The organism is Micromonospora sp. NPDC048905 (assembly GCF_040649655.1).
GTDB lineage: Bacteria > Actinomycetota > Actinomycetes > Mycobacteriales > Micromonosporaceae > Micromonospora.
Genome location: NZ_JBEZFV010000003.1, coordinates 236,585 through 250,282, shown reverse-complemented (window position 1 = coordinate 250,282; position 13,698 = coordinate 236,585). Strand labels below are relative to the sequence as shown.

The following is a 13,698-nucleotide window of genomic DNA, read 5'->3' as shown; positions in this document are numbered from 1 at the left end:
TCGGGCGGTGGCGCAACCCGACCTGACCCTGACGGCGAGCCTACGGCCGGCCGCGCTGGACGCCCGGCGGGGCATCGTGCGGCTGCATCCGGAGGCGCTGACCGCGCTGGGGCTGCGGCCCGGCGACCCGGTCCGGCTTGCCGGCCGCCGAGAGACGGCGGGAATCGTGGCGACCGCCGCGCCGGGCGCGAGCAGCTCCCTGCTGTACGCCGACGACCTGACCCTGGGCAACCTGGGTGTGCGCGACGGCGCCCAGGTGCGGGTCAGCCCGGTGCCGCTGGTGCCGGCGGCCCGGGTCGTCCTGGCCGGGCCGGTGGAGGTGGTCGCGGCGGTCAGCCCGGAGATGCTCCGGCTGGCCCTGTTGGGCAAGGTGCTCACCGGCGGCGACGACGTGTCGCTGCTGCCACAGGACGTGCTGCCGGACGCCTCGGTGCGCAGCCTGGTCGAGGCGGCTCGGCGCAGCCTCGCCAACACTGTCGGTGTCGCCTGGACCAGCACCCTGCTCACCGTGCGTACGGTCGAGCCGGCCGCCGGCGCGCTGGTCACCATGGACACGATGATCGGCTGGGAGCACGGTCCCGCCACCCACGGCGGGCCAGTTCCGGCCGATACCGCGCCGGCCCGGCCGGGTGCGGTCACCGAGGCGGTCCCGGCGGAGGGGGTGCCCGACGTGGACGAGCTTCCCGGGCTGCGTACCCAGGCCGAGGAGCTGACCGAGCTGCTCGACCTCGGCTTCCACCACCGGGAGGTGTTGGGCCGGCTGGGCACCACCATCTCGCTGGGGGTGCTGCTCGTCGGTCCGGCCGGCTCCGGGAAGTCGGCGCTGGTCCGGGCCGTCGCCGCCCGGGTGGGTGCCCGCGTCCACCCGTTGTGGGCACCCGAGGTGGCCGCGTCGACGAACCAGGCCGCAGCCGACCGGTTGCGTGCCGCGGCGACGGCGGCCCGAGCCGGCGGGCCGGCGGTGCTGCTGGTCAGCGACGTCGAGGCGCTCGCACCGGCGGACGAGCCCGGCCCGGTGGCGACGGTGTTCCGCCAGGTGCTCGCGGAGTGCGTGCGGGCCGGCGTAGCGGTCGTCTGCGCCACCGGCCGACCGGAGGCGGTCGACCCCGCGCTGCGCGCACCCGACCTGCTGTCGCTGCGGATCAGCATTCCGCTTCCCGACCAGGCGTTGCGCCGCGAACAGCTCACCGTGCTGACCCGACAGGTGCCGTTGGCCGACGACGTCCGGCTGGACGAGGTGGCCGCGCGTACCCCCGGGTTCGTCGCGGCGGACCTGGCCGCGCTGGTCCGGGAGGCCGGGGTACGCGCGGCGCTGCGGCAGAAGTCCGCCGAGACGCCGACGGTGTCGATGGCGGACTTCACGGCCGCCCGGGAGGTGGTCCGGCCGACCACCATGGCGGCGTCGACCCTGGAGCTGGCCTCGGTGACCCTCGACGACGTGGGTGGCCTGGACGACGTCAAGCAGACGCTCACCGAGTCGGTGCTGTGGCCGTTGACCTACCCGGACACCTTCGCCCGGCTCGGGGTGCAGCCGCCCCGCGGTGTGCTGCTCTACGGGCCACCGGGCTGCGGCAAGACCTACCTGGTCACCGCGCTCGCCGGGTCGGGGCGGGCCAATGTGCTGTCGGTGAAGGGCGCGGAACTGCTCTCCAAGTGGGTCGGCGAGAGCGAGCGCGCGGTCCGCGAGCTGTTCCGCCGGGCACGGGAGGCGGCCCCCACCCTGATCTTCCTGGACGAGGTGGACGCCCTGGCGCCGGTACGCGGCCAGGCCACCGACGGGGGCACCACGGACCGGGTGGTCGCCGCGCTGCTCACCGAACTGGACGGGGTGGAGACGCTGCGCAACGTGGTGGTGGTCGGCGCGACCAACCGGCCCGACCTGATCGACCCGGCGCTGCTGCGGCCGGGCCGGTTGGAGCGGCTGGTCTACGTGCCACCGCCGGACGGGCCGGCCCGCGCGGAGATCCTGCGAGCCGCGTCCCGGCAGGTGCCGCTGGCGCCGGACGTCGACCTCGCCGCCCTCGGCGACGAGCTGACCGGCTTCTCCGCGGCGGACTGCGCGGCGCTGGTCCGGGAGGCGGCGCTGGCCGCGATGCGGGAGTCTCTCACCGCCGCCACGGTCACCGCCGGGCACGTCTCGACGGCACGGGCACGGGTGCGCCCCTCGCTGGATCCGGCGCAGGTCGCCGCGCTGGCCGCGTACGCCGCCCGGCGGGACTGAGCACCGCACCCAACCTTTTGGTGCCTCCGGAGTGTTGTTAGGGCGTCACATTCCTCTGTGGAGTCCTCCACCTGGACGTCAGGCGGTGTTCCTTGCGCAAGCTGCTGTCCCTTCTCCTCGTCCCCCTGGTCGCGGCGGCCACCCTGGCCACGGTCGGTGCGCCGGCTACCGCCCATCCGACGAAGCCGTTCCCGGCCCGGATCGCCCTGCCCGACGGTTTCACCCCGGAAGGGTTGACCATCGGTCGGGGCACGACGGTGTACGTCGGGTCCGTGCTGGACGGCGCGGTGTGGCGGGGTGACCTCCGCACCGGGCGCGGCTCGGTGCTGATCCCGGGCACACCCGGCGCCGCCAAGGCAGGGATCAAGATCGACTCTCGGGGCCGGCTCTGGACCGCCGACTTCACCGGCGGTGGCGCCAGCGTGTACGACCCGGCCAGCGGTGCCAGGCTGGCCCACTACCCGTTCACCACCGACCCCAACACCCTGGTCAACGACCTGGTGATCACCGACCGGGCGGTCTACTTCACCGACTCCACCCGACCGGTGCTGTACGTGGTGCCGCTGGGTCCGGGTGGCCGCCTGCCCGCCCCCGCCGCCGTCCGGGTGCTGCCGCTCACCGGTCCGGGCGCGACACCCGACGCGTTCAACAACGGGATCGTGGCGCTTCCGGACGGCGACCTGCTCGTCGCGCAGATGCTGACCGGCCAACTCGTCCGCGTCGACCCGCGCACCGGTGGCAGCCGCGTCTTCCACCTCGGCGGCTACTCGGTGGACCGGGCCGACGGGCTGGTGCTGCGCGGTCGCACCCTCTACGTGATCCGGAACCTGAGCAACGTCATCGCGGTGGTCCGGCTGAACGCCGGCTACACCGCCGGGACCGTGCAGCGGGAGATCACGAGTCCGCTGCTACGGTCGCCGGCCACCGGTGACCTGCTCGGCTCGGCGCTGTACGTGGTGAACGGGCGGTTCGACGTGGAGTCGACGCCGACCACCGACTACGACATCGTCCGGGTGCCGGCCTGATCCAGGCGGTCGGCGGTGGCCCCTGCGGCCGCCGCCGACCGGCAGGGCGGGCTCAGAGGGCCGGCGGGGTCGAGTCCAGGCAGATCTCGGCACGCACCTTGCCGTCTTCCTCGTACAGTTTGGCGCCGGACCGGTGCAGCACGGCGACCGCGCCGAAGTTGTCCGGAGTCGTCTCGGCGACCACCACCCGCATGCCCGCCCGAGCGGCGGCGTTCAGCAACTCCCGCAGGGCGGCCGCGCCGATCCCCTGCCCGCGCGCCGAGCGACCGAGCCACATGCCGGCCTCCACCGTGCCGGGCTCGTCACAGCGAGTCATCCGAACCATACCCAGTACCTCGCCGCCCACGAGGATCGCGTACATCTGCGAGCGGGTGGGGCCGTCCAGCCCGCCGAAGCTGGCCCGATGGAACTCCCGGAACGCCTCGCGACGGGCGAGCGACCAGCCGGCGGGGGCCTCGACCGGAGGCATCACATCGCTGGGCTCCGCCTCGGCAGCCGCTACGGAGAGCAACGGCTCCAGGTTCTGTTCGTCCACCGGCTCCAGCCGGACCGCACCCGCCACGTGCCGCAGTCTGCCGCGCTCATCGGCCGAAGTCCACCCCATTGGCCATCCACTGGCGGTCCGGACAGCGGTACCGGCCGGTCGGGCGGGCGAGGTGTTCCACATCACGCTCTGTTGTCACCCGACCGGGTGTAAGAAGCTCAAACCGCCGGCGCGAACTCGCAGAACACCACCGACGCGTCGTCGGTGGGCTTGTGCCGGCGCAACCGGTCCGGGTGGTCGCGCTCGGCCGCCCGGACCCGGTCGAGCAACGCACCCGGCCCGTCGGCGCTCAACAGGTCCAACAGTCCGGCCCAGTCGGTCAGCTCGAACTGCTCCACCGCGCTGGACGCGCCGTCACTGAGCAGCGCCGCCCGGCGGATCGCCGTCGGACCTCGCCGAGGCATCGTCCCGGTCACCGCGTGGAAGGCCGCGTCCGGGTCGGCGGCCGCCACCCAGTAGCCGTGGGTACGGTTCATCCGCTCCCGCTGCACGCTCACGGCGTGCCGGAACCGGGTGACCGGATCCGCCGCGCCGCCGGGCAGGGCGGCCACCGTCTCCCGCAGCTCGACCATCGCCGCGTCCAGTCGGTTGTCGGTGACCACGCTGACCTGACCGCCGGCGTCCAGGACCAGGGGGCTGTCGCAGAGCACCAGGTAGTCCACCTGGTCGCCGCAGTCCCGCAGCAGGCACACGGTGCTGGACGGGGTGCCGGGATGGTCGAGGTCGCACTGCCCACCGTGGTCGGCGCGCACGGCGAGGATGGCCGCCGCCAGGTTGCTGGTCAGCCGTGCCGCCGGGCGCACCGCCTCCGCGACGCCGAGGCGGGCGGCCAGGTGCCGGACGTACCACTCCGGCCCGTGCACGCAGCCGGTGTCGAAGCCCTCCGGCACCGTCGCGCCGTCCAGGACGCCGACCAGCGGACCGATCTGGAAGACCAGGTCCTCGTTCACCGGCCGGCCGGGGGCCGGTGCGGACGCGGAGCGCACCCGCATCACCGGCACTCCCACGTCGGATTGGTGCCCGCCATAGTCCGCCCCCTCCGTCAACCTCCGGCCACCCGCCCAGCGGCGGCCCCGGAGCGCTCCCCGCGTACCCCGTGGACCCGGCTACATTCCTGCCGGGCGGTGCCGGTCAGCGGCGACGGTTGCGGGCGCGCGACGAGCGCAACCGGCGGAGCCGGGCGATCAGCACGGGGTCCGCGGCCAACGCGGCCGGGTTGTCGAGCAGCCCGTTGAGCAACTGGTAGTAGCGGGTCGACGAGAGCCCGAAGGTGTCCCGTACGGCCTGCTCCTTGGCGCCGGCGTGCCGCCACCACTGCTGCTCGAAGGCGAGGATGGCCCGTTCCCGTTCGGTCAGCCCGACGGCTGTCGGCGCGCTCGGCGCAACGGCGACCCCGTCGTCCGGCTCGAGATCATCGGTGCTCTCGATGGGCGGCACCGGCCGCGGAGTCGGAACCGACGGCGTGACCCCACCCGCGACATCACCTCGACGAGCGTCAGTGGACGGCTCGGGGGCGGCCGGGGTGGCGTCGGCGGACATGGTCCTCAGCCTAGCCAGGGAAGACCTGGGTTGCACCAGCCGGCGCGGCCGACCCTGCGCCGCCGGGAGTCCCGACGGCCGGGCCGGCCGCGCCGCGTCAGAACGATCCGGTCAGGAGATGTCGCGGCGACGCATCGTCCAGAGCGCCGCCCCGAGGATCACCACCACCGCGACCGAGAGCAGCACCGAGGACTGCTGCCAGGTGATGACCAGGGTCGCCGGTTCACACGACCCGTTGAAGGTCGCCTCGCAGGAGTCCCAGTCCTGCAACTTGACCTTCTTGTACACCCAGGCCAGCAGGTACGTGGGCAGCAGGTACGCCTCGGGCCAGCGCACGTTCGCCAACCCCAGCAGGATGCCCAGGCCGAACTGGCCGACCACCATCACCGCCACCACGCCACCCAGGGCCATCGCGGTGTGCCGACCCAGCGACGCCAGGGCGAAGCCGATGGTGGTGATCACCAGCACCAGGACCACAGCCCGCACTCCGGTCAGCACGAACGACTGCCAGGCCCCGGAGGTCATCTTCTCGGTGCTGCCGCGGAACGTGGCGACCCCCCAGAACCCGGCGAACCAGAGCACCGCGGCGGGCAGCGTCACCGCCAGCATGCCGGTGAGCAGCGCGGCCAGCTTGGTGAGCAGTACGGTGAGTCGCTTCGGCCGCCAGAGCAGCAGGTTCATCATGCCGCCGTTGCTCCACTCGGCACCGATGAAGGACGCGCCGACCACGAACCCGACCAGGGCGAGGATCGCCGCGAACGGGATCAGCGTCTCGTCGAACGTCTCCCGGAAGTCGAACGTCGAGGGCAGGAACCACTGCGCCTCGATCGCCTCGCGGGGCGGCGGCGAGATCTGCGAGCAGTCGTCGGGGTAGCGGTCGTCGTTCGACGTACCGGCCGCCTTGGCCCGATCGCAGTCGGCCCGCGCCTGCTCGCTCCAGCGCACCTGGTCCTGGTACTGCTGCTCGGCCTGCCGCTCGGCCTTGGCGAGCTGGCCGGCGTCGATCTTCTGATTGGTGAAGAACACCCCGACGACCACCGCGGCCAGCACCAGCAGGCCGAGCAGCGTCATGTACCTGGTGAACCGCCGCTTGGTGAGTCGGCGCAGCTCCGTACGAAAGAGGCTCACGCGCCCCACCCTCCCCCGGCGGCGCCGGGCTGACCCGTCCCACCGACCTTCATGGACTCGTCGACCTGCCGGTGCTGACCGGGGACCGGCGCGGTGGACGTCAGTTCGAGGAAGACGCTCTCCAGATCGACGGCGATCGGCGCCAACTCGCTGACGTAGAGGTTGCGCTCGGCAAGCAGGCGGGTCACCGAGGCCGGCTTGTCGACGCCTGTCAACATCAGGTGGTCGTGGTGACCGGTGACCCCGATGCCGGCTGCGGTGAGTGCCTCGGTGGCCGCCGGCAGGTCGCTCACCGCTTCCAGCCGGACCCGGACCGCGCCGGACGAGTGCTGCGCGAGCACCTCGTCGACCGGGCCGAACGCGACCCGCCGGCCCAGCGAGATGATGGTGACCGAGTCACAGATCAACTGGATCTCACCGAGGATGTGGCTGGACAGCAGCACCGTCATCCCGGATTCGGCGAGACCGCGCATCAGCGTGCGCATCTCCCGGATGCCGCCCGGGTCGAGGCCGTTGGCCGGCTCGTCGAGGATGAGCAGCTTCGGGTTCTTCAGCAGGGCCGAGGCGACGGCGAGCCGCTGCTTCATGCCCAGCGAGTACGTCTTGACCCGCTCGTCGGCCCGGTCGCGCAGCCCGACGAGTTCCAGCACCTCGTCGACCCGGACGGCCGGCACCTCGCCCGCCCCGGCCAGCAGGGACAGTGTGTCCCGTGCCGTGAAGTGCGGGAAGAACTGCGGGCTCTCCACGATCGCGCCGACCTGGCCGGCGACGGTGGGCAGCGCGTCGGGGACCTCGTGCCCGAGCAGCGACATCCGGCCGCCGTCGGGTCGGATCAGGCCGAGCAGGGTACGCAGCGTGGTCGTCTTGCCGGACCCGTTGGGGCCCAGGAAGCCGTGCACCTGCCCTGCGTCGACCCGCATGTCGAAGCCGTCGAGCGCGTTGCGGGAACCGCGTCGACGACTCTTGTACGTCTTACGTAGACCTTCGATCTCCAGGACAGCCGGCAAAGCTGCACCTCCCCCGATGGGTGGGCGTGACAGCCGACACCATACGCGGTATGCAGACACGTTCAATACGGGGTATGCATCGACGCGCCGAACGGGTCACTTCATCGACGGAGCGTGAGCACTCAGGCGCAGATGACCTGTACGCCGACGGCGCGGAACGCCTCCACGACCTCCGGGGCGGCGCCGGAGTCGGTCACCAGGGTCTCGACCCGCTCGACCGGACAGATCCGGGCGAAGGCGTGACCGCCCAGCTTGGACGAGTCGGCGATGATCACCACGCGTTTGGCCCGGGCCACCATCAGGTTGTTCATCGCGGCCTCCCCCTCGTGGTGGGCGGCCGCGCCGAGCTGCGGGTCGATGGCGTCCACGCCGAGCAGGGCGACGTCCAGGGTGACCTCGCGCAGCAGCGCCCCGCCCAGCGGGCCGACGAGTTCGAACGACTTCGGGCGCACCACCCCGCCGGCCACCACGACCTTCATCCGCGACCGGACCAGCAGCTCGTTGGCGATGTTCAGCGCGTTGGTCACCACGGTGAGCTGGGCGCCCTCGGCGCTGGTGTTCAGGTCCGGACGCACGGCGAGCGCCCTCGCCACCTCGGTGCTGGTGGTGCCGCCGTTCAGACCGACCACGGTGCCCGGCGTGACGAGCGCGGCGGCGGCGGCGCCGATCCGCTGCTTCTCGGCCGAGTGCTTGGCCGTCTTGTAGCGCAGCGGCAGGTCGTACGACACGCCGTTGGCAACCGCGCCGCCCCGGGTCCTGGTGATCATCTGCTGCTGGGCGAGCTGGTCGAAGTCACGCCGGATGGTGGCCTGGGAGACGTCCAGCCGCTCGGCTGCCGCCTCGACGCTGACCCGGCCGTTGTCGGTCAGCATCTCGAGCAGGGCGTTCCATCTGGCGTACCGGTCCACCGCGGGGGTCCTCCCAGTGACAGCACGGACGGTGATTGATTGCGTGCACACTAGTGCGCGAAACTAGGCTTACGCAAAAGGCTGGTCTGCGCGATCGGTCGGCCAGTTGCCACGACCACCGCCGTTCGCGCAGAATGACGCGCGAAATGCGTGCCTAACGAGCCGTATTGCGCACCGGCGAGGAGTTCCCATGGCGTACGTGGACGCGGAGATCGCGAGCCAGCCCGACTGCTGGCGGGAGGCGGCCGCGCTGGCCGGCGTCGTCCACGGTGACCTGCCCCGCCCCGGCGAGCGGGTGGCCGTCGTCGGTTGCGGCACGTCGTGGTTCATGGCGATGGCGTACGCGGGCCGCCGCGAGCAGGCCGGCCAGGGCGAGACCGACGCGTTCCAGGCGTCCGAGTTCCCCACCGGGCGCCGCTACGACCGGTTGATCGCGATCACCCGCTCCGGCACCACCACCGAGGTGCTGGAGCTTCTCGCCGCGCTGCGCGGGCAGACCCCCACCACGGTGATCGTCGGCGACCCGGCGTCCCCGGCGGTCGAGTTGGCCACCGCCGCGGTGACCATGCCCTTCGCCGACGAGCGGTCGGTGGTGCAGACCCGCTTCGCGACCACCGCACTCGCCCTGCTCCGGGCTCACCTCGGTGACCCGGTGACCGCGCTCGCCGCCGACGCCGAAGTGGCGGTGCGATCCCCACTGCCGATCGACCCGGCAACCATCGAGCAGGTCACCTTCCTCGGTCGGGGGTGGACGATCGGGCTGGCTCAGGAGGCGGCGCTGAAGTGCCGCGAGGCGGCCACCTTCTGGGCTGAGGCGTACCCGGCGATGGACTACCGGCACGGCCCCATCTCGGTCGGTGCGCCCGGCAGACTGGTCTGGGCGTTCGGCGAGCTACCCGACGGACTGCCCGAGGACGTGGCCGCCACCGGGGCGGCCTTCGTGCACAGCCGCACGCACGGTTGGCGCACGGTGCTGGGCAGTTGGTCCGCCGGTCGTACCCCGGTCGACCCGATGGCCGACCTGATCCTGGCGCAACGCTTCGCGGTCGCGCTGGCGACCAGCCGGGGCCTCGACCCGGACGCGCCCCGACACCTGTCCCGGTCGGTGGTGCTGGCGTGACCAGCGGCGACGCCGGGTCCACCGGCCAGGTCGTCGTCGCGCTGGATGTGGGCGGCACCGGCATGAAGTGCGCCCTGGTCCGACCGGACGGCGTCGCGGTACGCACCGAGCGGCACCCCACCCAGGCCGCGCGCGGCCCGGCGGCCGTGGTCGACACGATCCTGGACGTGGCTGCCGGGCTGGCCGACAAGGCCCGCGCCGACGGGCTCACGCCGATCGCGGTCGGCATCGCCGTACCCGGTGTGGTGGACGAGGCGCGCGGCGTGGCGGTCTGGTCGGCGAACGTGGGCTTCCGGGACGTACCCCTGCGGGACCTGGCGGTGACACGGCTCGGCCTGCCCACGGCACTCGGCCACGACGTGCGCGTCGGTGGCCTCGCCGAAGCACGGCTCGGTGCCGGGCGCGGCACCGGGCACGTGCTGTTCGTGGCGATCGGCACCGGCATCGCCGCCGCCCACGTGGTCGACGGCTCGGCGTCCGTCGGCGCGCACGGCGCCGCCGGAGAGATCGGCCACATCCTGGTCCGGCCCGACGGCCCGCGCTGCGGTTGCGGTCGGCCCGGCTGCCTGGAAACGATCGCCTCGGCCGCCGCCATCGGCCGCCGCTACGCCGAATTGGCGGGCGAGGCGGCGGGCGCTCCCGTGACGGCGGCCGATGTCGCCGAACGGGCCGCAGCCGGGGAACAGCTCGCCGGCCAGGTCTGGCAGGAGGCGGTCGAGGCGCTCGCCGACGGCCTCGCCACCGGGCAGGCTCTGTTCGACGTGGCGACGATCGTGCTCGGCGGCGGCCTGGCCCAGGCCGGGGACCGGCTGCTCGTCCCACTGCGGGCGGCGCTGCACGAGCGGATGACCTTCCACCGGGAGCCGCGGCTGGTCGCGGCAGCCCTCGGCGACGAGGCCGGCTGCCTCGGCGCCGCCCTGCTCGCCCTGGACGCGGTACGCGTCCGTGACCGTGACGCGGTACGCGTCCGTGACAATCAGGAGGAGCGATGACCGTGCGGGTGGACGGCCGAGTGGTGACCCCGAACGGTGTCATCCGACAGGGCTGCGTCGAGTGGGACGGGGATCGGATCACCGCGGTCGCCGAATATCCGTCGGTCCGGGACGGCAACTGGATCCTGCCCGGCTTCGTCGACATGCACACCCACGGCGGCGGTGGGCACACCTTCACCACCGGGGACGCCGACGAGGCCCGAGCGGCGGCCGGCTTCCACCTCGCGCACGGCACGACCACCCTGTTGGCAAGCCTGGTCAGCGCGCCCTTCCCGCTGATGCGCACGGCCACCGAGGCGTTCGCCCCGCTGGTCGACGAGGGTGTGCTGGCGGGAGTCCACTTCGAAGGCCCCTACCTGTCCGCGGCCCGTTGTGGGGCACAGAACCCGGAGTATCTCCGCGACCCGTCGACCGACGAGTTGACCGAGCTGATCGAGTTGGGCCGGGGCGCTGTCCGGATGGTCACCCTCGCCCCGGAACGCGACGGCGCGCTGGAGGCGATCAAGCTGCTCACCGCACAGAAGGTGGTGGCGGCGGTAGGTCACACCGACGCGACGTACGAGCAGACCCGCGCCGCGGTCGCCGCCGGCGCGAGTGTCGGCACCCATCTGTTCAACGGCATGCGCCCGGTGCACCACCGCGAGCCGGGGCCGGTGGTGGCCCTGCTCGACGCGCCCACCGTCATCTGCGAGATGGTCGCCGACGGGGTGCACCTGCACGACGGCATGCTGACCTTCGTCGCCGCGACCGCGGGTCCGGACCGTGCGGCGCTGATCACCGACGCGATGGCCGCCGCCGGAATGCCCGACGGCGAGTACGAGTTGGGCGGCCAGGCCGTCACCGTGACCGACGGGGTGGCTCGACTCGCCCGCGACGGTGCCATCGCCGGCAGCACGCTGACCATGGACGCCGCGCTGCGGCACGCGGTGAACGCCGGAATCCCGATCGCCGACGCGACGCGGATGGTGGCCACCACCCCGGCACGCGCCATCGGCCTGGGCAACCGGGTGGGCTCCCTCCAGGTTGGCCTCCGCGCCGACCTGGTGGTGCTGGACGCCGACCTCAACGTGGTCCGGGTCCTCCGCGGCGGCACCTGGGTGGAGTGAAGCGTCCGGGCCGGCGGTCCCGGCCAGGGGAGGCCGGGTCAGCTCAGGGCGGGGACGTCGACTCCGAGCACGGCCTGCTCGTCGGGGCGGTGCACAAGCACGTCGGCCAGGTAGGACTGGACCGCGTGGCGCATCCCGACGTCCCGACCGGCCTGCTCGGACAGCAGCCACTTGTGCTCGATGATCTGCGCGAACAGCTCCTGCGGCTCCAACTTGCGGCGCAGGTGCGCGGGAACGGCCCGGACCACCGGCTCGAAGACCTCGGTGAGCCAGCGGTGCGCGGCCTGCTGCTCGTCGACCAGGTCGCTCTCCGCCCGGTAGGCGTCCAGGTCGTTGAGCAGCTTGCGCGCCTGGTTCTCCTCGGCGTCGAGACCGGTCAGCCGCAGCAGCCGCCGGGTGTGGTAGCCGGCGTCCACGACCTTCGGCCGGACCAGGTAACGCCCGTCGTCGATGGAGGACATGGCCACCTCGGCCACGTCGAAGCCCAACTCGTTGAGGCGGCGGATCCGACCCTCGATGTCGTGCCGGGCCTCCCGCTCGACCGCCTGCTCGTAGGTGATCTCGTGCCAGAGCCGCTCGTAGCGCTGCACGACCTCCTCGCAGACCACCTCGGGGTCGATGGACTCGTGCAGCAGTCCGGCGGCCTGGAGGTCCAGCGCCTCGCCGAAGATGTTCACCCGAGCGATCTCCAGGTCCTCACCGCGCTGACCGTTGGAGAGCGAGGTGTGCAACGCGCCCGTCTCCGCGTCCACCAGGTAGGCGGCGAACGCGCCCGCGTCCCGGCGGAACAGCGTGTTCGACAGTGAGCAGTCACCCCAGAAGAAGCCGGTGAGGTGCATCCGCACGATCAGCGCGGCCAGCGCGTCGAGCAGCCGGCTCATCGTCTCCGGCCGCAGGGTGTGCGAGAACAGCGCCCGGTACGGCAGGGAGAACTGCAGGTGCCGGGTGATCAGCACCGATTCGAGGGGTTCCCCGTCCTCGGCCTGCCGGTCGGCGACGACCGCCACCGCCTCGACCGATGGGAAGTCGATCCGTTCCAGCGCCCGGAGCAGGTCGTACTCCCGCTCGGCGATCCGTTCGCGGGTCTCCTTGAACGCGTAGACGTAGTCGCCGAGCCGGACGAACCGGACGACGTGTCGGGAGATGCCCTGCGGCAGGGCCACCAGGTGTTGGGCAGGCCACTCCTCCAGCGGTGTCGACCAGGGCAGGTCGAGCAGCGCCGGGTCCACGAGGGCAGACGTGATCCGCACGGGCACAAGCATGACGCCTCGCCCCCCACATCCGCCTCACATCGTGGTTGGGCACACAGCGCCGAACACCCCGGCCTCGCGCCGGGCCGGTAGCGTGGTCGCGTGCTCAAACCCACGGCGGTACGACGTGACCTGCGGCTACGGCCCGTCCGCCCGGCCGGCTGGTGGTTCGACGCCCTGCTGCTGGTCGGATTCGGTGCGGTGACCGTGGCCCTCGCCACAGGTGCGTTGCTCGGGCTGGACCTGGCGGTCCGGGAGTGGGCGTATGCCCACCACCCGGCTCCGATCTACTGGACGGCACGGGCGTTCAACCTCATCGGCCAGGGGGGCTGGCTGTTGACGCCCCTCGCCGGGGCGCTCGCCGTGGCGGTGGCCTGGCGGGGCCGCACCGTACGGCCGCTGCTGCTGGTGGCGGGGGCCTTCGTGCTGCTCTACCTGACGGTCGGTCCGCTCAAGGTCCTGACCGACCGGGCCGCGCCCAGCTCCGATCTGCCGCCGACCCAGTCGGTTCGGATCTTCAATGACCTGCCGCCCACCGAGTACGACCTGTCCTACCCGTCCGGGCACGTCGTCAATGCGATCCTCTGGTACGGGGTGATAGCCGTCCTGCTGACCGCGCTGACGGCTGGGCGACTGCACCCGAGGGTGCACCGGCTGATCCGGTTCGCCCCGCCGGCCATCCTGCTGGTCACCACGACCTACCTGAACTTCCACTGGCTCACCGACGGCGTGGCAGCCCTGCTGATCGGGCTGTTCCTGGACCGGGTGCTGCACCGGGTGCCGTGGGACGACCTCCCGCTCCCCGGCCGGCTACGCGCCTGGGACCGGCCGTTCACCTCGTACCCCTAGGTTTCAGTC

The 13,698-nt window shown here is 72.6% G+C and carries 13 protein-coding genes; 6 read left to right on the top strand and 7 right to left on the bottom strand.

Annotation, left to right across the window (positions count from 1 at the left end; genetic code table 11):
- Positions 1 to 7 precede the first annotated feature (7 nt).
- Both AB0C01_RS09335 and AB0C01_RS09330 read left to right on the top strand, forming a co-directional pair.
- Positions 8 to 2,221, top strand: a complete 2,214-nt coding sequence (locus tag AB0C01_RS09335; RefSeq protein WP_357252597.1) for an AAA family ATPase — start codon at positions 8 to 10, stop codon at positions 2,219 to 2,221.
- 92 nt (positions 2,222 to 2,313) lie between these two features.
- Positions 2,314 to 3,246 carry a superoxide dismutase gene (locus tag AB0C01_RS09330; RefSeq protein WP_357252600.1) on the top strand — a complete coding sequence of 311 codons (933 nt, stop codon included), beginning with the start codon at positions 2,314 to 2,316 and terminating at the stop codon, positions 3,244 to 3,246.
- Between the two features lie 52 nt (positions 3,247 to 3,298).
- On the opposite strand, the gene AB0C01_RS09325 is transcribed toward AB0C01_RS09330, so the two are convergent.
- The 6 genes from AB0C01_RS09325 to AB0C01_RS09300 all read right to left on the bottom strand — a co-directional run bounded on the left by AB0C01_RS09325 (position 3,299) and on the right by AB0C01_RS09300 (position 8,372).
- Entirely contained in the window at positions 3,299 to 3,808 is a 510-nt protein-coding gene (locus AB0C01_RS09325; RefSeq protein ID WP_357252603.1) for a GNAT family N-acetyltransferase, read from the bottom strand.
- A gap of 140 nt (positions 3,809 to 3,948) precedes the next feature.
- A complete protein-coding gene (locus tag AB0C01_RS09320) occupies positions 3,949 to 4,782 on the bottom strand; it encodes a hypothetical protein (protein ID WP_357570955.1) in 834 nt (277 codons plus the stop codon).
- Positions 4,783 to 4,921: 139 nt separating this feature from the next.
- Positions 4,922 to 5,329, bottom strand: a complete 408-nt coding sequence (locus AB0C01_RS09315) for a DUF3263 domain-containing protein (protein ID WP_357570819.1) — start codon at positions 5,327 to 5,329, stop codon at positions 4,922 to 4,924.
- Between the two features lie 111 nt (positions 5,330 to 5,440).
- Complete coding sequence (locus tag AB0C01_RS09310; RefSeq protein WP_357570818.1) at positions 5,441 to 6,457, bottom strand: ABC transporter permease subunit; 1,017 nt, start codon at positions 6,455 to 6,457, stop codon at positions 5,441 to 5,443.
- A complete protein-coding gene (locus AB0C01_RS09305) occupies positions 6,454 to 7,464 on the bottom strand; it encodes an ATP-binding cassette domain-containing protein (RefSeq protein WP_357570817.1) in 1,011 nt (336 codons plus the stop codon). Before AB0C01_RS09305 ends, AB0C01_RS09310 begins: the two co-directional genes overlap by 4 nt.
- 122 nt (positions 7,465 to 7,586) lie before the next feature.
- Complete coding sequence (locus tag AB0C01_RS09300; RefSeq protein ID WP_357252614.1) at positions 7,587 to 8,372, bottom strand: DeoR/GlpR family DNA-binding transcription regulator; 786 nt, start codon at positions 8,370 to 8,372, stop codon at positions 7,587 to 7,589.
- Between the two features lie 190 nt (positions 8,373 to 8,562).
- On the opposite strand from AB0C01_RS09300, the gene AB0C01_RS09295 reads away from it, so the two are divergent.
- The 3 genes from AB0C01_RS09295 to nagA are packed head-to-tail and all read left to right on the top strand — an operon-like array spanning position 8,563 to position 11,590.
- Positions 8,563 to 9,492 carry a sugar isomerase gene (locus tag AB0C01_RS09295; protein WP_357570816.1) on the top strand — a complete coding sequence of 310 codons (930 nt, stop codon included), beginning with the start codon at positions 8,563 to 8,565 and terminating at the stop codon, positions 9,490 to 9,492.
- Positions 9,489 to 10,484: an ROK family protein gene (locus AB0C01_RS09290; protein WP_357570815.1), complete on the top strand. Its 996-nt coding sequence runs from the start codon at positions 9,489 to 9,491 to the stop codon at positions 10,482 to 10,484. Before AB0C01_RS09295 ends, AB0C01_RS09290 begins: the two co-directional genes overlap by 4 nt.
- The gene (gene nagA, locus AB0C01_RS09285; protein ID WP_357252622.1) at positions 10,481 to 11,590 is read left to right on the top strand and encodes an N-acetylglucosamine-6-phosphate deacetylase; all 1,110 of its coding nucleotides are present in this window, start codon (positions 10,481 to 10,483) and stop codon (positions 11,588 to 11,590) included. The genes AB0C01_RS09290 and nagA overlap by 4 nt, the downstream gene beginning before the upstream one ends.
- Before the next feature lie 38 nt (positions 11,591 to 11,628).
- On the opposite strand, the gene AB0C01_RS09280 is transcribed toward nagA, so the two are convergent.
- Entirely contained in the window at positions 11,629 to 12,840 is a 1,212-nt protein-coding gene (locus tag AB0C01_RS09280) for a DUF4032 domain-containing protein (protein ID WP_357252625.1), read from the bottom strand.
- Positions 12,841 to 12,942: 102 nt separating this feature from the next.
- Between AB0C01_RS09280 and AB0C01_RS09275 the strand changes: the two genes are divergently transcribed.
- Complete coding sequence (locus AB0C01_RS09275) at positions 12,943 to 13,689, top strand: phosphatase PAP2 family protein (RefSeq protein ID WP_357252628.1); 747 nt, start codon at positions 12,943 to 12,945, stop codon at positions 13,687 to 13,689.
- Positions 13,690 to 13,698: the final 9 nt, after the last annotated feature.